Below are 16,992 nucleotides of genomic sequence, written 5' to 3' on the forward strand. Positions count from 1 at the left end.
CATTGGGTTCGGATCAGGCGGTGGGCTTGCCGACCACCGGCTCGTCGGACTTGCGCGTGCGGCGGATTTCCTCGCGCACGTTGTGGCCGAGGGCTTCGGCTACCAACGCACCCTGTTCCGCGGTGTGGCGCTTCATGAGGCCGGTCGCAGGCGAGGCGGCAGCGGCACGACCCGCATAGCGCGCCCGCGACACGCGGGTGCCGGCCTTTTCCAGCGCTTCCTCGATCAGCGGCTCGACGAAGAACCAGTAGCCGTTGTTCTTCGGCTCTTCCTGCGCCCAGACCACGTCCTGGAGGTTCGGCATGCGCTTCAGGCGCTCGACCAGCGGCTCGCCCGGGAAGGGATAGAGCTGCTCGACGCGCACGATCGCGGTGTTCTTGTCGCCCGCCGCGTCGCGTGCCTCGATCAGGTCATAGGCGACCTTGCCCGAGCACAGCACCAGGCGCGTGACCTCCGTATCGGCCGGGGCCGAAGGATCGGAGAGCAGGCGGTGGAACTGGCTGTCGCCCAGGAACTCCTCGGTCGTCGACACCGCCATCTTGTGGCGCAGCAGCGACTTCGGCGTCATGAGCACCAGCGGCTTGCGGAAGTTGCGATGCATCTGGCGACGCAGCAGGTGGAAATAGTTCGCCGGCGAGGTGACGTTGGCGACCTGCATATTGTCCTGCGCGCACAGCTGCAGGAAGCGCTCGGGGCGTGCGGAGCTGTGCTCCGGACCCTGGCCTTCATAGCCGTGCGGCAGCAGCATCACGAGGCCGTTGGCGCGCAGCCACTTGGCCTCGCCCGACGCGATGAACTGGTCGATCATGATCTGCGCGCCGTTCACGAAGTCGCCGAACTGCGCCTCCCACAGCACCAGCGTCTTGGGATCGGTCAGCGCATAGCCGTACTCGAAGCCGAGCACGCCATATTCGCTGAGCGGCGAGTCGAGCACCTCGAACCGGCCGTGCTCGACCTGCTGGAGCGGCACATACTTGTGCTCGTCCTTCTGATCGACCCAGACGGCGTGGCGCTGCGAGAAGGTGCCGCGACCCGAGTCCTGGCCCGACAGGCGGACGCCGAAGCCTTCGGAGAGCAGCGAGCCGAACGCCAGCGCTTCCGCCGTCGCCCAGTCGAAGCCCTGGCCGGTCTTGAACATCTGCCGCTTGGCCTCGAGCACGCGGCCGAGCGTCTTGTGGATCTCGATGTCGCCCGGGACCTCGGTCAGCGTGCGGCCGAGCGAGTCGAACAGCTTGGCCTCGATGCCCGTTTCGGCCGTGCGGCGCGCGGTTTCCGGATCGGCCGGCATGTGCAGGCCCGACCAGCGACCGGCGAACCAGTCCGCGCGATTGGCCTTGTAGCTCTTGGCGCTCTCGAACTCGCCTTCCAGCAGGGTCGTGAACTCGTGGGTCTTGCCGTCCACGAACGCCTGGTCGACCACCCCTTCCGCGATCAGGCGCTTGGAGTAGATCTCCGAGACGGGCGGGTGGGTCTTGATCTTGGCGTACATCAGCGGCTGGGTGAACGAAGGCTCGTCGCCCTCGTTGTGGCCGAAGCGGCGATAGCACCACATGTCGATCACGACGTCGCGCTTGAAGGTCTGGCGGAACTCGATCGCGACCTTGCAGGCGAAGGTCACGGCTTCGGGATCGTCGCCATTGACGTGCAGGATCGGCGCCTGGACGCCCTTGGCGACGTCCGACGGGTACGGCGAGGAGCGTGCGAACTGCGGGCTCGTCGTGAAGCCGACCTGGTTGTTGATGACGAAGTGGACGCAGCCGCCGGTGTTGTAGCCGCGGATGCCCGAGAAGCCGAGGCACTCCCAGACGATGCCCTGGCCGGCAAAGGCAGCATCGCCGTGGATGAGGACGGGCAGCACCTGCTCATGATCCGCCAGGTCGTTGCGCACCGTCTGGATCGCGCGCGACTTGCCGAGCACCACCGGGTTCACCGCCTCGAGGTGCGAGGGGTTGGCGACCAGCGACATGTGGACGGTGATGTCGTCGAAGCTGCGGTCGGTGGAGGTGCCGAGGTGGTACTTCACGTCGCCCGAGCCGCCGACGTCCTCCGGGTTGGCCGAGCCGCCCGAGAATTCGTGGAAGATCACGCGGAACGGCTTTGCCATCACGTTGGCGAGCACGTTCAGGCGGCCGCGATGGGCCATGCCGTAGACGATCTCGCGAACGCCCATCTGGCCGCCGTACTTGATGACCGACTCGAGCGCCGGGATCATCGACTCGCCGCCGTCCAGGCCGAAGCGCTTGGTGCCGACATACTTGCGGCCCAGGAACTTCTCCCACTGCTCGGCCTCGATGACCTTGGAGAGGATCGCCTTCTTGCCGTCGACCGTGAACTGGATGGCCTTGTCCTTGCCCTCCATGCGGTCCTGGAGGAAGCGGCGCTCCTCCACGTCGGCGATGTGCATATATTCGAGGCCGACGTTGCCGCAGTAGTTGGCGCGAAGGATCGTCACCAGCTCGCGGATGGTCGCGGTCTCGAGGCCGAGCGTCCCGCCCAGATAGACCGGACGGTCGATCTCGGCATCGCTGAAGCCGTAATACTCGGTGGTGAGATCGGCGGGCAGCTCGCGGTGCGGGGCGAGGCCGAGCGGATCGAGGTTGGCTGCCAGATGGCCACGCACGCGGTAGGTGCGGATCAGCATCTGCGCGCGGATGGCGTCGCCGGCCGCCTTGGCGATGTCAGCGGTGGAGGCCTGCGCGGGGGCCGCGGCCGGTGCCGGCGCGGGCTTGCCGCCGCCCTTGGCGGGCTTGGGCGCGGGCTCCATCTGGGTGGGGTCGAGCGCCGCCGTGAGCGCGTCGGTTTCGGTCAGCGGCCAGCGCTTGCTCTGCCAGCTGGGGCCGGAGACCGCACCCTCAAGCCCGTCGAACCACTGGCGCCAGCCAGCGTCGACGCTGGCGGGATCCGCCTTGTAGCGGGTGTAGAGCGTCTCCACGAACGCCGGGCTGACGCCGGCTGCGATATCGGAGAAATCCTGGCCTTCGTAGCCCATGGTGCGTCCTGTCCGTTCGTCCCGAGAAACCGTCGAGGGACGTGCCGCGCGCTCCGGCGTGTCCTTGGCGAACACGCAAGATGGGAGCGCGCGGCGGTGTCGTTAACCCTTCAGCACTTCCAGCAGCGTCGAGCCGAGCTCGCTGGGCGAAGCCGCGACCTTGATGCCGGCTGCTTCCATCGCCGCGATCTTGTCCTCGGCGCCGCCCTGGCCGCCCGAGACGATCGCGCCGGCGTGACCCATGCGACGGCCCGGAGGCGCCGTGCGGCCGGCGATGAAGCCTGCCATCGGCTTCTTGCGGCCGCGCTTCGCCTCGTCGCGGAGGAACTGCGCCGCTTCTTCCTCGGCCGAGCCGCCGATCTCGCCGATCATGATGATCGATTCGGTCGCGTCGTCGGCCAGGAACAGCTCCAGCACGTCGATGAAGTTGGTGCCGTTGACCGGATCGCCGCCGATGCCGACCGCGGTGGTCTGGCCGAGGCCGGCGTTCGAGGTCTGGAACACCGCCTCATAGGTGAGGGTGCCCGAGCGCGACACGACGCCGACCGAGCCCTTCTTGAAGATCGAGCCCGGCATGATGCCGATCTTGCACTCGCCCGGCGTCAGCACGCCAGGGCAGTTCGGGCCGATCAGGCGCGACTTGGAACCCGACAGCGCCCGCTTGACGCGCACCATGTCGAGCACCGGAATGCCCTCGGTAATGGCGACGATGAGCGGGATCTCCGCGTCGATCGCTTCCAGGATCGAGTCGGCCGCGAAGGGCGGCGGCACGTAGATGACCGACGCGTCGGCGCCGGTCTTGGACTTGGCTTCGGCGACCGTGTTGTAGACCGGCAGGCCGAGGTGCTCGGTGCCGCCCTTGCCCGGCGTCACGCCGCCGACCATCTGCGTGCCGTATTCCAGCGCCGCCTTGGTGTGGAAGCTGCCGGTTTCGCCGGTCATCCCCTGGGTGATGACCTTGGTGTTCTTGTCGACAAGGATGCTCATTTCATTCCCTCGGCAATGGTGACGACCGTGGCCCGCACGCTCGTCTGCTTGGTATCTTTTGCGGCGGCGAGCAGAACGCCCTTGTCGCCGACGATCCACAGGGTCTCGGCCGGATCGTTGCTGGTCGGCCGGACCCCCAGTTCCTTTGTGATCCCGTCGACGGTGGCCGCAAAGCCGGCGGTCGAGGAGAGCGGGGCCACGACGTGGCAGCCCCAGTCCTTGGCGGCGGCGCCCACGCCCGTCAGGAGGATCGGCCCGCGTCCCCGACTGTGGATCCGCAGCGGCATGCTGGCCGCGTCCCCGCCGTTGAAGTCATAGGCCTCCCAGCCACCCGCCTTGAGCGACGCTTCCTCGATGCCGGCGGGGACCGTCGCCTGAAGACAGGCGCGGACCCCGGCAGCGATCGTGTCTCCAGCACCCGCTGCCGCAGCCGGAAGCTGCGGCGCGAGCACCAGGGTCAGCGCAAGGAGGCTACCCGGATCAGGCAAGCGATCCGTCGATGCCCTTGCAGGCGACCAGCAGTTCCTTGACCGCGTCGACCGACACGGTGAGGTTCGCCTGGGCTTCGTCGGAGAGCTTGATCTCGATCACCTTCTCGACGCCGTCCTTGCCGATGATGATCGGCACGCCGACGTAGAGGTTGTCGATGCCATACTGGCCGGTCAGATGGGCCGCGGCCGGCAGGACGCGCTTCTTGTCGAACAGATAGCTCTCGGCCATCGCGATCGCCGAGGTGGCGGGCGCGTAGAAGGCGGAGCCGGTCTTGAGCAGGCCGACGATCTCGCCGCCACCCGAGCGGGTGCGCTGGACGATCGCGTCGATGCGCTCCTTGGTGGAGAAGCCCATCTCGATCAGGTCGGTGACGGGGATGCCCGACACGGTCGAATATTCGAGCACGGGCACCATGGTGTCGCCGTGGCCGCCCAGCACGAAGCTGTTCACGTCCTTGACCGAGACGTTGAACTCCTCGGCGAGGAAGTGGCTGAAGCGCGCCGAGTCGAGCACGCCGGCCATGCCGACGACCTTGTTGTGCGGCAGCCCGGAGAATTCGCGCAGCGCCCACACCATCGCGTCGAGCGGGTTGGTGATGCAGATCACGAATGCGTCGGGGGCGTTGGCCTTTATGCCCTCGCCCACGGCCTTCATGACCTTGAGGTTGATGCCCAGGAGATCATCGCGGCTCATGCCCGGCTTGCGGGCGACGCCGGCGGTAACGATGATCACGTCCGCGCCTGCGATGTCGGCATAGTCGTTCGAGCCGGTGATCTTGGCGTCGAAACCCTCGACCGGGCCGCACTGGCTGAGGTCGAGCGCCTTGCCCTGGGGCACGCCTTCGACCACGTCGAACAGGACGATGTCGCCGAGGTTCTTGAGGGCGGCGAGGTGGGCGAGCGTGCCGCCGATGTTACCGGCGCCGATGAGCGCGATCTTCTTGCGGGCCATGAATCCTCCCGTGTGGATGCCGCGGTTCGGACAGAACCGCAATCGGGCGGGCATTACTCCCTTTGGAGGACCCGAACAACCCGGCAAACCGACTATCTTTGCAGCTGCGAAGCAGTTGCAATAAGGATCAAGCGCCGCGGAAAACCGAAGCTTGCAGCGGGATGAACAACGCGCTTGGCGGCAAACGGTTGCCCCATTCGCGGCACCGCTGGCCGGTCTGCGGAGGCGGTTGAACGCCCCCGATCGCGTCAGGCGCCGTCCGCGTCCGCCTCGCCATGGCCGGCGGCGAGATAGTCTTCCGATCGCATCTCGTTGAGGCGTGACACGGTGCGCTCAAACTCGAAGGCGCCGTCGCCCTGCTCGTAGAGGTGCTCGGGGAGCGCGTCGGCGGCGGCGAGCAGCTTCACCTTGTGCTCGTAGAGCGCGTCGATGAGGGTGACGAACCGCGCCGCCTCGTTGCGGTTCTCCGGCCCCAGCCGCGGAATGCCGACCAGAATGACGGTGTGGTAGTGGCGCGCGATCGCGAGATAGTCGGGCGCGCCGCGTGCCTCGCGGCACAGCCGCTTAAAGCTGAACACGGCGACACCCTTCAGCGACTTGGGCACGTGGAGGGTGCGGCCGCCGTGAACGGGAAGCTCTTCGCTCGGAACATGGTCGCGATCCTCGACCGGATAGTCGGTGAGGCGGAAGAAGGCGTCGGAGAGCTTGGCGGTCGCCTCCGGACCGTTCGGCACCAGCCAGGTGTCCATCACCCCCAGGCGATCGCGGCGATAGTCGACGGGGCCGTTGAGCGGCATCACGTCGAGCCGCTCCTTCAGGAGCGCGACGAAGGGCAGGAAGCTCTGCCGCTGGAGGCCGTTCTTGTAGAGGTCGTCGGGCGGGCGGTTGGAGGTCGCGACCACGGTCAGGCCATGCGTCATCATCTCGCTGAACAGGCGCGAGAGCACCATCGCGTCGGCGGTGTTGTTGATCACCATCTCGTCGAAGGCGAGCAGGCGCAGGCCCTCCGCCATGGCGGCGGCGACGGGCGGCACGGGATTGCCCGCCTCGCGCTTGCGCTCGACGTTCAGGCGGTCGTGCACCTCCAGCATGAACTCGTGGAAGTGGACCCGGCGCTTTTCGGGAATCGCGACGCAGTGGAACAGCAGGTCCATCAGCATCGACTTGCCGCGGCCGACGCCGCCCCAGAGGTAGACACCGCGCGGGGAGGGGGCGTGGCGGCCGGTGAGGCGCGCGAGCAGCCCGCGCGACGGCGGCGACTCGAGCTCGGTGGCGAGGCGGTCGAGGCGGAGGGCGGCGGCGCGCTGGTCGGGATCGGCGCGTAGCTCGCCGGCGGCGATCAGCGAGTCGTAGCGGGCGAGAACCTGGGCCAAGCGGGACACTCCCGCACCGCCGGTTCGCGCAGTCGGCAACGGTGCGTCAGGCGCCGCGGATGCGGCAGTGTCGCGACTGCGACCGACAGGAGAAAGGAACGGGGCCGCCGCAGGACGGACGGCCCCGGGCCGGATCAGAGCGTGCGCTCGAGTTCCAGCTTCTTGACCTCGGCGATCGCCTTGGCCGGGTTCAGGCCCTTGGGGCAGACGTTCGCGCAGTTCATGATGGTGTGGCAGCGATAGAGGCGGAACGGATCCTCGAGCTCGTCGAGGCGCTCGCCGGTCATCTCGTCGCGGCTGTCGGCGAGCCAGCGATAGGCCTGGAGCAGGATCGCCGGACCCAGGAACTTGTCGCTGTTCCACCAGTAGCTGGGGCAGGACGTCGAGCAGCAGGCGCACAGGATGCACTCGTACAGGCCGTCGAGCTTCGCGCGGTCCTCCGGCGACTGCAGCCGCTCCTTGCCCGAGGGGGCCGGGGTGACCGTCTGCAGCCACGGCTTGATCGAGCTGTACTGCGCGTAAAAGTGGGTGAAGTCGGGGACCAGGTCCTTGATCACGTCCATGTGGGGCAGCGGCGTGATCCGCACCTCGCCCTTGATGTCCTCGATCGCGGTCGTGCAGGCGAGGCCGTTGCGGCCGTCGATGTTCATCGCGCACGAGCCGCAGATGCCCTCACGGCACGAGCGGCGGAAGGTGAGCGACGGGTCCTGCTCCGACTTCATCTTGATGAGCGCGTCGAGCACCATCGGGCCGCATTGGTCGAGGTCGATCTCGAACTTGTCGTAGCGCGGGTTCTCGCCGGTGTCGGGGTCGTAGCGGTAGACCTTGAACTTCTTGACGCGCGCGGCGTCCGCAGCGGCCTTGTGCTCGCGGGACTTGCCGGTGATCTTGCTGTTCTTGGGCAGGGAAAATTCGGCCATTGCGCGGATTCCGTCAGCTCTGGATGCGGTGGGGCGACGCAGGCCCCGGGGCGATTTGGGCTTCCGATACATGACCCCTGCCGCTGTCGCAAACGGCAAGCGCGCTTTTCTGGGGGGAGGGCGTTTGCCGCCCCCTCCTTCTGTCATGCTGAACTTGTTCCAGCATCCATCGTGCCACCAGAGTCGGCGTCGCCATCGGAGAGATGGACCCTGAAACGAGTTCAGGGTGACGAAGGGGTGCCCGCGTCAGATGACGTCGAGCACCAAGCGGCGGCGCTTGGCTTCCTCCGCCTCGATGTACCAATTGGAGGGGGCCTTTTCGACCAGCTCCTCGAACGGCACGTCGGAGCCGGCGACGAGATCGCGGAATCCCTCTTCCTCGATCCGGATCGAATGTTCGATCTCGTGGAGCTTGGCCTTGAGCGTGTAGCTGAGCGTCTTGAGCGGCCCGGAGAGCTCGACGGAGCTGGACATGAGTCGCTCGTGCAGCATCAGGCGCGTGCCCTTGGTCAGGAAGCGCGTCTCGACCGGGAAGGCGGCCATAAAGGTGGCGCCGGCCGAATAGACCGCGACCTTGCCGAGGAACAGGATCTCGCGGCCGGAATACTCGCGCAGCAGACGTACATCGTCGCCCATGGCGCGCGCGACCTCCGGATCGCCGCCGAGGGTGGAGATCGAGATCACCAGCGAGCCTTCGGCAGGGGCGTTGGCCATCTGCTGCCGGAAGTTGGCATACATGGAATGGTCGACCGGCCCGGCAAGATGGACATGCGGGGTGGCGAGGAGCGGATATTGGGTGGCGTCAGTCATGGCGCGCCAACCGAGGCGCTACCCGATGGTTCCAAGGAGGCGCGAGACGCGCCCAAAGAAAAAGGGGCAGACGTTGCCGTCCGCCCCTTTGTCGGGTTCGTCGTTCGACGGGATCAGTACACGCGCTTCTTGGGCTTGATGTAGTCGATCTCGTCGGTGAGCGTGTAATCGTGCACCGGACGTGTATCCAGGGTGGTCGAGCCGCCCTTGCCGCCCCAGCCATCGAAGGTCGCGATGGTGTGCTTCATCCAGTTGGCGTCGTCGCGCTCCGGGAAGTCCTCGTGCATGTGGGCGCCGCGGCTTTCCTTGCGGTTGATCGCGCCGCGGATCGTCACCATCGCCTGGCCGATCAGGTTGTCGAGTTCCATGGTCTCGACCAGGTCGGTGTTCCAGATCAGCGAGCGATCGGTGATGCCGATGTCCTGCATGCCCGCATAGATGCTCTCCATCTTGGTGACACCCTCGGCCATCAGCTCGTCGGTGCGGAACACGGCGCAGTGGCGCTGCATCGTCTTCTGCATGTCGAGGCGCAGCTGCGCGGTGGGCGTCGCGCCCTTCGCATTGCGGAAGTGGTCGAGGCGGCCGAGCGCCATCGCTTCCGAATCCTTGGGCAGCGGGTTGTGCGCGGTGCCGGGCTTGACCGTCTCCTTGATGCGCAGGCCGGTGGCGCGGCCGAACACCACGAGGTCGATCAGCGAGTTGGAGCCGAGGCGGTTGGCGCCGTGGACCGACACGCAGGCGGCTTCGCCGACCGCGAACAGGCCGGGGACGACCGCATCCGGGTTGCCGTCGCGCTTGTGCACGACTTCGCCGTGGAAGTTCGTCGGGATGCCGCCCATGTTGTAGTGGACGGTCGGGACGACGGGCAGCGGCTGGCGGGTCAGGTCGACGCCGGCAAAGATCTTGCCGGTCTCGGTGATGCCCGGAAGCCGCTCGGCCAGCACCTTGGGATCGATGTGATCGAGGTGCAGGAAGATGTGGTCGCCTTCCTTGCCGACGCCACGACCCTCGCGGATCTCCATCGCCATCGAGCGGGAAACGACGTCGCGCGACGCCAAGTCCTTGGCCGACGGGGCATAGCGCTCCATGAAGCGCTCACCTGCCGAGTTGGTGAGGTAGCCGCCTTCGCCGCGCGCGCCTTCGGTGATGAGCACGCCCGCACCATAGATGCCGGTCGGGTGGAACTGCACGAACTCCATGTCCTGGAGCGGCAGGCCCGCGCGCAGCACCATGGCGTTGCCGTCACCGGTGCAGGTGTGCGCCGAGGTGGCCGAGAAATAGCAGCGGCCGTAGCCGCCGGTCGCCAGCACCGTCGCATGGCTCCGGAAGCGGTGGATCGAACCGTCCTCCATGCACAGCGCGATCACGCCGCGGCACTGGCCGTTCTCCATGATGAGATCGAGCGCGAAATACTCGATGAAGAAGTCGGCGTCGTACTTCAGGCTCTGCTGATAGAGCGTGTGGAGCATGGCATGGCCGGTACGGTCCGCCGCGGCGCAGGTGCGCTGCGCGGGCGGGCCTTCGCCCATGTTCTGCATCATGCCGCCGAACGGGCGCTGGTAGATCTTGCCTTCCTGCGTGCGGCTGAACGGCACGCCGGCGTGCTCCAGCTCGTACACGGCGGCAGGCGCCTCGCGGCACAGATATTCGATCGCGTCCTGGTCGCCGAGCCAGTCGGAACCCTTGACGGTGTCGTACATGTGCCAGGTCCAGTGGTCCGGACCCATATTGCCGAGCGAGGCGGCGATGCCGCCCTGCGCCGCGACCGTGTGGCTGCGGGTCGGGAACACCTTGGTGATGCAAGCCGTCTTCAGGCCCGACTCGGCGATCCCCATGGTGGCGCGGAGGCCGGAGCCGCCGGCGCCGACCACCACCGCGTCATAGGTGTGGTCGATGATCTTGTAGGCTTGAGACATCAGGCGGGCGTCCCCGTGAAAGCGATGCGCAGGATCGAGAAGATGGCCAGGCCGGCCCCGAGCGCAGTGAGCAGGTTGAGCACGACGAGCAGAACGACTCGCGTCTCGTCTTGCTGATAGTCCTCGATCACGACCTGAAGGCCGAGTCGCGCATGATAGAAGAGGGTGGCGATCAGCAGCGCCATCGGCAGCGCGGCCCAGCCCGAGCTCAGCCACTTCGTGAGGCTGGCGCCGTCGTAGGACGGCAGCATCGCGATCGAGAAGAGGAACCACAGGAGCAGCAGCAGGTTCGACCCCGCCGTCAGCCGCTGGTGCCACCAGTGATGGGTGCCGTGCTTGCCGGATCCCAGGCCGCGGACGCGACCGATGCTCGTACCGTTGCCCATCAGTGCTTCCCCACCAGCAGCCAGGCCCAGAAGGCGATCGTCGCGAGCGGCGAGAAGACCATGGTGGCCATCGCCGTCATCTTGCCCTTGCGCAGCTCATAGCCGGCGCCGATGTCGAGCACGAGGTGGCGGACGCCGCTGGCCATGTGCTGGAACACGGTCAGGGTCAGGCCGATGCCGACCACATAGCCGATCACGTTCAGCCCGCCGCCCGACACCGTGAAGACGTCGACGAAGGTGGCATAGCTGTCTTCGCCGCCGGCGATCGCCGCCAGCCACCAGACCAGCAGGCCGAGGCCCACGGAATTGGCGACGCCGGTGGCGCGGTGGAGAATCGAGACCAGCATGTGCGGGCCCCAGCGCCAGATGCCGAGGTGTGGCGACAGCGGGCGCGCATAGGGTTTGGAAGCCAAGTCAGTTCCTTTCGCGAACCGCGCCTATCTACCCGGGGGGCGGTGTGATGCAAGACGCAAGAGCCCGGGTAGGCCGACGTAAACGGCCCGATGGCGAATATCGTGGTGCGCCAGTTCTGTACGGCAACTTGCGCCGCCGCCAAAGCGCCGATGTGGATCGGCGAACGCGCGGCTCTGGCGTGGCGGCCGGCCAGCCTCTATCGCCGGGGCATGACCCACATCCTCCTTACCGGCAGCTCGCGCGGCATCGGCGCCGCGATCGCGAGCGCGCTCGATGCGCCGGGCGTGCGCGTGGTCGGCCATGGCACCGCGAGCGGCATCCCGGCCGACTTCTCCGATCCTGCGGCGCCCGCACGCCTGTGGGAGCAGGCGCTCGAGGCGCTGGACGGGCGCATCGACGTTCTGGTCAACAACGCCGGCGTGTTCGAGGCGACGCCGCTCGACCTGCCGCACGACGAGTGGGTCGCCGGCTGGGAGCGGACCATGCGCATCAACCTGACGGCGGCGGCCGAGCTCTGCCGGCTGGCGGTGCGTCACTGGCAGGCGCGGGGCGAGGGCGGGCGGATCGTCAACGTCGCCAGCCGCGCCGCCTATCGTGGCGACAGCCCGGCGCACTGGCATTATGCCGCCGCCAAGGCCGGCATGGTGGCAATGACCAAGACCATCGCGCGCGGCTATGCGGCGCAAGGCATCCTGGCATTCGCGATCTGCCCCGGCTTCACCATGACCGGCATGGCCGACGACTATCTGGAGAGCCGCGGCGGCGACAAGCTGCTGGCGGACATTCCGCTTGGCCGAGTCGCCATGCCGGAAGAGGTGGCGACCGCCGCGCGCTTCCTGGCGCTGGAGGCCCCGCCGTCGATGACGGGCGCGGTGCTCGACATCAACGGCGCGAGCTACGTGCGCTGATCCCGGCCGGTACGTCGAATAAAAGGAATTCCCATGCCGAGCTGGAAAGTGACCCTGCCGTGCACCCGCGCCGAGGCCGAGGCGATCGACGCCGCCGAGGACCTGGGGCTCGACTCCGCGCCCGTGCTGATGACCACCGAGGACGTCGAGGACGATGCCGAGCGCTGGCACCTCGACGCCTATTTCGAGGTCGAGCCCAACGACGCGGCAGTGGCCGCGGTGCAGGCGCTGGTGCCCAGCGCGCGGGGGCGTGCGCCTGCGATCGAGCAGCTGGACGACGAGGACTGGGTGACCATGAGCCAGGCCGGGCTCGAGCCGCTCCACGTCGGCCGCTTCTATGTCCACACCGCCGCCCAGGACGCACCGCCGCCGGAGGGGGCCCGCGTGTTCCGGATCGAGGCGGGGCGTGCGTTCGGAACCGGGCATCACGAGACCACCAGCGGATGCCTGGCGATGCTCGACGGGCTGGCGGACGCGCGTTTCACGGACGTGATCGACATCGGCACGGGCACGGGCCTGCTCGCCTTTGCCGCGCGCGAGCTCTGGCCCGAGGCGCGGGTACTCGCGACCGACATCGATCCCGTCGCCGTCGACGTCACGCGCGAGAATGCCGAGGTGAACGCGGTTCCGGGCATCGACCTGGTGGTCGCCGACGGGGCACTTGCCGATGCGATCACCGACCGCGCGCCCTATGACCTGCTGATCGCCAACATCCTGGCCGGGCCGCTGGTATCGATGGCGCCGGAGGTGGCGGCGATCGCCGCTCCGCACGCGACGGTGGTGCTGGCGGGACTGCTCGGCCGGCAGGCGAGCGAGGTGATCGGCGCGTACACGGCATGCGGCTGCACGCTGGAAGCGCGGGATGATCGCGGCGACTGGACGATCCTGCGGCTGCGCGCGGGCGCGGAACGCTATGTCCCCACTGCGCCGATCGATCCGGCCGGGCGCGACGGCTGGGCGCTGGACATCTGACCGCCAGCCGACCCCTGCTCGGCCGCACCGGGCGCGGCCTGCTGCTCCTGCTGGCGTGGCTGGGTGCGCTGGTGGTCGGCTATGGCGTGGCGGGGCTGGTCGGCGGCGCCTTTGCGCTCAACCGCGGCTGGTTGCCGCCGGAGGCGGGCGTGCGCGTCTGGGTCGAGGACAATGGCATCCACACCAGCATCATCGTGCCGATGGCGGCGGAGGGCGTGGACTGGCGCGACCTGGTGCGGCCGGAGGACCTGCGCGACCCGCGCTTCGCCGGGCACAGCCACCTTTCGATCGGCTGGGGGGATCGCGCCTTCTATATCGGTACGCCGACCTGGGGCGAGCTGAGCCCGAAGACGGTGCTGCGCGCGGCAGTCGGCAGCGAGGACACGGTGCTCCACGTCGGCCATCTCGCAGAGCCCGTGGAGGCGGTGAGCGTGCGCTCCGTGCTGCTGCGGCCCGAGGAGTATCGCCGGCTGGCCGGCTTCATTCGCGGGAGCTTTGCCGTGGGCCCGGATGGGCGCGCCGGAAGCGTGCCGGGCTATGGGCGGTCGGACGCCTTCTACGCGGCGCACGGCCGCTATAGCGCGATCCGCACCTGCAACAGCTGGACCGGCGAGGCGCTGCGCCACGCGGGCGTGCGCATGGGCGCCTGGACGCCGTTTTCCGCGACGGTGATGGCGTGGCTGCGGTGAGGCCGCCGCTGGGGCCGCCGCCGCTTCGCCACACGTTCGTCGAATGGCCGCGCGCCGCCTGGGGCGTGGCGCAGCTGGCGATCGAATGGCGGGCACTGGTGACCGGCCCCGCCGGCGACGGCCGGCCGGTGATGGTCTTGCCCGGGCTGTTCAACTCCGACCGATCCAACCTGGTGATGGTCCGCCACCTGACGGCGCTCGGCTATCGGGCGAGCGGCTGGGGGCTGGGGCGCAACCTGGGCCGGCGGACGATCGGCGCGGAGGGCGAGCGGCTGTTCGCGCGCGTGGACGAGCGGGCAGCAGAGGCGGGCGCGCCCGTGACGCTGATCGGCGTCAGCCTGGGCGGGATCATGGCGAGGCTGGCCGCGCATCGCATGCCGGGCCGGGTGCGGGAGGTGATCACCGTCTCCTCGCCCTATGCAGGGCCCGCGCGGGCCACCCGGGTGTGGCGCGCCTACCAGCGGATCACCGGCGACCGGGTCGATGCCGCGGAGACGCTGGCGCTGGCGGCGCTGGTGCGAAGCCCGCTGCCGGTGCCCGCCACCGCGATCTGGAGCCGGAGCGACGGGCTGGTGAACGGGCTCGCCTGCCGGAGCGACGACTGCCGCGCGATCGAGATCCGCAGCAGCCACCTGGGCGTTCAGTTGCGGCCCGACGTGCTCCGGGCGATCGCCGGCATCCTGGCCGAGGGCGCCGCTCAGTAGGGCTGGTCGCGGCGGATGCGCTCGGCGTCCTCGCGGGCGCGCTTTTCCTCCTCGCGCGCGCGCTTCTCTTCCTTGCGGCGCTGGCGTTCTTCCTCGGCCTGCTGCTTGCGCAGCTTGCGTCCGGCGTTGCGGTCGGCCTCGTCCTGGCTCGTCGTGGTCCAGTCGACCACCTGCGAGCCCGCGCGCACCGGCGCGGTGGCGACGTCCCAGGCGGTCTTGGCGACGCAGCCGCCGGCGAGCAGCGGCACCAGGGCCAGGGGAAGGATCAGGCGCGGGGACAAACGCATGGGAACAGCTCCTCGTGGGGCCGCGGCGCGGCGCGGCGATCCTAGCAGCATAACGCGGCGGTGGCAGGTCCGATGCGGCGGACGGATCAGGCGCCCGCACGTGCCTTTGCGACTGCGGCGGAAAGCCCTTCGTAGCCGATCGCGCCGCTCAGCATCTGGTCGCCGACGACCCAGGTGGGCGTGCCGGTGACGCCGAGCTGCCCCGCCTGCTGCATGTTGCGCGTGATCTCCTGCGCGATGGCCGGCGAGCGGATCGCGGCGCGTGCGCGCGCGACGTCGAGCCCGGCCCTGGCCGCGGCGCGCGCGATCGCATCCTCGCCGAGATCCTGCTCCGCATAGAGCGCGACGTGGAAGGGGCGGAACTTGCCCTGTTCGGCGGCGGCGAGCGCCCATTCGGCGGCGGTGCGGCTGCCGGGGCTCAGGATCGGCAGCTCGCGATAGACGATGCGGACCTTGGGATCGTCGGCGAGCAGCTTCTCGATCGCCGGCAGGCTCGCGCGGCAATAGCCGCAGGCATAGTCCATGTAGGCGACCAGCGTGACGTCGCCCTGGGGGTTGCCGGCGAAGGCGCCGGCGAACGGGGTCTCGATGCCGCTGCGGTTGGCAGCCACGGCCTTGCCGACCTCGCGCTCCTGGAGCTTCTGCATGGCTTCCGGCAGGATTTCGGGGTGCGAGAGCACATAGTCGCGGACGATCGCCTCGGTACGGGCGCGGTCGCTGCCGGGAAGGAGCGGCTGCAGCAGCGCAAAGGTGGCAGCGCCCAGCAGCGCGGCGAGCAGCAGCGCACCGAAGGCGAGGATAGGATTACGCGGCATCGGGGTCCTTATTGCGCGCTGAGGCGCCGGCGGCTGGGCTTGCGCTCGTCGAGTTCGTTCTGCGCGATCATCTGGATGTCCTGCGCGCGGAGCCGTTCGGAGCTTCCCTCGGGCAAGCCGGCGACCGCGGCGCGGGCGCTGGCAAGCGCCATCTGCGGCTCACCGATCAGGCTCGCCCGCTCTGCCATGGCAAGCGCGACGCGGGGCTGATCGCCCTTGCGCTCGTAGATGGTGGCAAGCTGGGTCCAGGCGAACGGGTTTGCGCGATCACGGCCGACCGCCTGGCGCAGCACCTGCTCGGCCTCCGCCAGATGGGCGGGATCCTCGGTCGCGATCAGCGCGTGGCCGAAGGTGGCGGCGATCAGCGGTTGCGAATTGGTGCGCTGGGTGGCCTCGCGCAGCGGCGCGAGCGCGTCGGCGGGGCGGCCGGACTCCAGGAGGATCTGTCCCTGGAGTTCCAGGAAATAGGGGTCGTGGGGCTTGGCCTGCACCAGCGCGGCGGTCTCCTGCTGCGCTTGATCGGGATAGCCCGTCAGGTGATAGGCATAGGCGCGGGCGTAATGGGCCGGGATGCTGTTGTCGCTCGCCGGATAGCGGCGCAGCGTTTCCTTGGGATCGTTGACGTAGCCGCGCAGCTTCGCCTGGACGCGCAGGAAACGTTCCTGGAGCGCGGGATCGGTCGGCTTGCCCCAAGCGGGCTGCGCCTGAAGATCCGCCGTCAGCGCGCTGATGCGCTCGCCGCTCAAGGGGTGGGTGCGGTTGTAGCTGTTCTCCTGCGGGATCGCGAGGCGGTACTCCATGTTCTGGAGCTTCTTGAAGAAGGACAGCATGCCCGCGCCATTAACCCCGGCGGCGCCGAGGTAGCGGGCGCCGGCGGCGTCGGCAGAGGTTTCCTGGGTGCGGCTGAAGGCGAGATAGTTGCCGAGCGCGGCCTGCTGGCCGGCGGCAAGGATGCCCGCGCCCGCCTGGCCCGCGCCGGCGGCGACGGCGGCGACGCCGAGCAGCAGGCTGAGGATCGAGATGCTGGTGGCGGGGCCCGCGCCGCGACCGGCCAGCGCGACATGGCCGCCGATGATGTGGCCGACCTCGTGCGCGACGACGCCCTGCACTTCGTTGATGTTGTCGGCTTCGTCGATCAGGCCGGAGTGGAGATAGACCGTCTGCCCGCCGGCGACGAAGGCGTTGACGCTGGGGTCGTTGAGCAGGACGACGGTGAAGTTCTTCGGGTCGAGCCCCGCGGCGACGGCGATGGGCCGGGCCATGTCGGCGAGCAGCGACTCGGTCTCGGCGTCGCGCAGGATCGACTGGGCGGCGGCTGGCTGCGCGCAGAGGAGGAGCGCGGTGGCGAAACCTGCGAGGATGCGCTTCATGCCGGTCCT

General features: G+C 68.8%; 17 protein-coding genes. 4 read left to right on the forward strand and 13 right to left on the reverse strand.

Annotated features, from left to right (window positions below; all coding sequences use genetic code 11):
* Nucleotides 1–13: 13 nt before the first annotated feature.
* The 10 genes from EO081_RS08865 to sdhC form a co-directional block, all read right to left on the reverse strand.
* Nucleotides 14–2,989, reverse strand: a complete 2,976-nt coding sequence (locus EO081_RS08865) for a 2-oxoglutarate dehydrogenase E1 component (protein ID WP_129341609.1) — start codon at nt 2,987–2,989, stop codon at nt 14–16.
* 102 nt (nt 2,990–3,091) lie between these two features.
* A complete protein-coding gene (gene sucD, locus EO081_RS08870) occupies nt 3,092–3,976 on the reverse strand; it encodes a succinate--CoA ligase subunit alpha (RefSeq protein WP_129341610.1) in 885 nt (294 codons plus the stop codon).
* Nucleotides 3,973–4,464, reverse strand: coding sequence for a hypothetical protein (locus EO081_RS08875; RefSeq protein ID WP_129341611.1), 492 nt, complete (start codon nt 4,462–4,464; stop codon nt 3,973–3,975). The genes sucD and EO081_RS08875 overlap by 4 nt, the downstream gene beginning before the upstream one ends.
* On the reverse strand, nt 4,457–5,419 hold the full coding sequence (gene mdh / locus EO081_RS08880; protein ID WP_129341612.1) for a malate dehydrogenase: 963 nt from the start codon (nt 5,417–5,419) through the stop codon (nt 4,457–4,459). The genes EO081_RS08875 and mdh overlap by 8 nt, the downstream gene beginning before the upstream one ends.
* Nucleotides 5,420–5,667: 248 nt before the next feature.
* Entirely contained in the window at nt 5,668–6,792 is a 1,125-nt protein-coding gene (gene zapE / locus EO081_RS08885; protein ID WP_129341613.1) for a cell division protein ZapE, read from the reverse strand.
* A 134-nt stretch (nt 6,793–6,926) separates the two neighbouring features.
* The gene (locus EO081_RS08890) at nt 6,927–7,712 is read right to left on the reverse strand and encodes a succinate dehydrogenase iron-sulfur subunit (RefSeq protein WP_129341614.1); all 786 of its coding nucleotides are present in this window, start codon (nt 7,710–7,712) and stop codon (nt 6,927–6,929) included.
* Nucleotides 7,713–7,958: 246 nt separating this feature from the next.
* Nucleotides 7,959–8,522, reverse strand: coding sequence for an ATP-dependent Clp protease proteolytic subunit (locus EO081_RS08895; RefSeq protein ID WP_129341615.1), 564 nt, complete (start codon nt 8,520–8,522; stop codon nt 7,959–7,961).
* A 113-nt stretch (nt 8,523–8,635) separates the two neighbouring features.
* A complete protein-coding gene (sdhA, locus tag EO081_RS08900) occupies nt 8,636–10,438 on the reverse strand; it encodes a succinate dehydrogenase flavoprotein subunit (RefSeq protein WP_129341616.1) in 1,803 nt (600 codons plus the stop codon).
* Complete coding sequence (gene sdhD, locus EO081_RS08905; RefSeq protein ID WP_129341617.1) at nt 10,438–10,824, reverse strand: succinate dehydrogenase, hydrophobic membrane anchor protein; 387 nt, start codon at nt 10,822–10,824, stop codon at nt 10,438–10,440. Before sdhD ends, sdhA begins: the two co-directional genes overlap by 1 nt.
* Nucleotides 10,824–11,237 (reverse strand): succinate dehydrogenase, cytochrome b556 subunit, encoded by a 414-nt coding sequence (sdhC, locus tag EO081_RS08910; protein WP_125961772.1) that lies wholly within the window; start codon nt 11,235–11,237, stop codon nt 10,824–10,826. The genes sdhD and sdhC overlap by 1 nt, the downstream gene beginning before the upstream one ends.
* A 210-nt stretch (nt 11,238–11,447) precedes the next feature.
* Between sdhC and EO081_RS08915 the strand changes: the two genes are divergently transcribed.
* The 4 genes from EO081_RS08915 to EO081_RS08930 all read left to right on the forward strand — a co-directional run bounded on the left by EO081_RS08915 (nt 11,448) and on the right by EO081_RS08930 (nt 14,511).
* Nucleotides 11,448–12,146 carry an SDR family NAD(P)-dependent oxidoreductase gene (locus EO081_RS08915; RefSeq protein ID WP_129342429.1) on the forward strand — a complete coding sequence of 233 codons (699 nt, stop codon included), beginning with the start codon at nt 11,448–11,450 and terminating at the stop codon, nt 12,144–12,146.
* A gap of 33 nt (nt 12,147–12,179) precedes the next feature.
* The gene (locus tag EO081_RS08920; RefSeq protein ID WP_129341618.1) at nt 12,180–13,118 is read left to right on the forward strand and encodes a 50S ribosomal protein L11 methyltransferase; all 939 of its coding nucleotides are present in this window, start codon (nt 12,180–12,182) and stop codon (nt 13,116–13,118) included.
* A gap of 71 nt (nt 13,119–13,189) precedes the next feature.
* Complete coding sequence (locus tag EO081_RS08925) at nt 13,190–13,807, forward strand: TIGR02117 family protein (protein ID WP_240697619.1); 618 nt, start codon at nt 13,190–13,192, stop codon at nt 13,805–13,807.
* Nucleotides 13,804–14,511, forward strand: a complete 708-nt coding sequence (locus tag EO081_RS08930; RefSeq protein WP_240697620.1) for an esterase/lipase family protein — start codon at nt 13,804–13,806, stop codon at nt 14,509–14,511. The genes EO081_RS08925 and EO081_RS08930 overlap by 4 nt, the downstream gene beginning before the upstream one ends.
* Here EO081_RS08930 and EO081_RS08935 read toward each other — a convergent pair.
* The 3 genes from EO081_RS08935 to EO081_RS08945 form a co-directional block, all read right to left on the reverse strand.
* On the reverse strand, nt 14,505–14,798 hold the full coding sequence (locus EO081_RS08935; protein WP_129341621.1) for a hypothetical protein: 294 nt from the start codon (nt 14,796–14,798) through the stop codon (nt 14,505–14,507). The two genes, EO081_RS08930 and EO081_RS08935, sit on opposite strands and share 7 nt — an antisense overlap.
* A gap of 86 nt (nt 14,799–14,884) precedes the next feature.
* The gene (locus tag EO081_RS08940) at nt 14,885–15,613 is read right to left on the reverse strand and encodes a DsbA family protein (RefSeq protein ID WP_129341622.1); all 729 of its coding nucleotides are present in this window, start codon (nt 15,611–15,613) and stop codon (nt 14,885–14,887) included.
* Nucleotides 15,614–15,621: 8 nt separating this feature from the next.
* Complete coding sequence (locus EO081_RS08945) at nt 15,622–16,983, reverse strand: M48 family metalloprotease (protein ID WP_129341623.1); 1,362 nt, start codon at nt 16,981–16,983, stop codon at nt 15,622–15,624.
* Between the last annotated feature and the right edge of the window lie 9 nt (nt 16,984–16,992).

This window comes from Sphingomonas desiccabilis, from assembly GCF_004135605.1.
GTDB classification, from domain to species: domain Bacteria; phylum Pseudomonadota; class Alphaproteobacteria; order Sphingomonadales; family Sphingomonadaceae; genus Sphingomonas; species Sphingomonas desiccabilis.

What these genes read in the sequence shown, in the direction of transcription:
- EO081_RS08865 (WP_129341609.1), bottom strand. Translation starts at nt 2,989, where the DNA reads ATGGGCTACGAAGGCCAGGATTTCTCCGATATCGCAGCCGGCGTCAGC.
- sucD (WP_129341610.1), bottom strand. Translation starts at nt 3,976, where the DNA reads ATGAGCATCCTTGTCGACAAGAACACCAAGGTCATCACCCAGGGGATG.
- mdh (WP_129341612.1), bottom strand. Translation starts at nt 5,419, where the DNA reads ATGGCCCGCAAGAAGATCGCGCTCATCGGCGCCGGTAACATCGGCGGC.
- EO081_RS08890 (WP_129341614.1), bottom strand. Translation starts at nt 7,712, where the DNA reads ATGGCCGAATTTTCCCTGCCCAAGAACAGCAAGATCACCGGCAAGTCC.
- EO081_RS08895 (WP_129341615.1), bottom strand. Translation starts at nt 8,522, where the DNA reads ATGACTGACGCCACCCAATATCCGCTCCTCGCCACCCCGCATGTCCAT.
- sdhA (WP_129341616.1), bottom strand. Translation starts at nt 10,438, where the DNA reads ATGTCTCAAGCCTACAAGATCATCGACCACACCTATGACGCGGTGGTG.
- sdhD (WP_129341617.1), bottom strand. Translation starts at nt 10,824, where the DNA reads ATGGGCAACGGTACGAGCATCGGTCGCGTCCGCGGCCTGGGATCCGGC.
- EO081_RS08915 (WP_129342429.1), top strand. Translation starts at nt 11,448, where the DNA reads ATGACCCACATCCTCCTTACCGGCAGCTCGCGCGGCATCGGCGCCGCG.
- EO081_RS08920 (WP_129341618.1), top strand. Translation starts at nt 12,180, where the DNA reads ATGCCGAGCTGGAAAGTGACCCTGCCGTGCACCCGCGCCGAGGCCGAG.
- EO081_RS08935 (WP_129341621.1), bottom strand. Translation starts at nt 14,798, where the DNA reads ATGCGTTTGTCCCCGCGCCTGATCCTTCCCCTGGCCCTGGTGCCGCTG.
- EO081_RS08940 (WP_129341622.1), bottom strand. Translation starts at nt 15,613, where the DNA reads ATGCCGCGTAATCCTATCCTCGCCTTCGGTGCGCTGCTGCTCGCCGCG.
- EO081_RS08945 (WP_129341623.1), bottom strand. Translation starts at nt 16,983, where the DNA reads ATGAAGCGCATCCTCGCAGGTTTCGCCACCGCGCTCCTCCTCTGCGCG.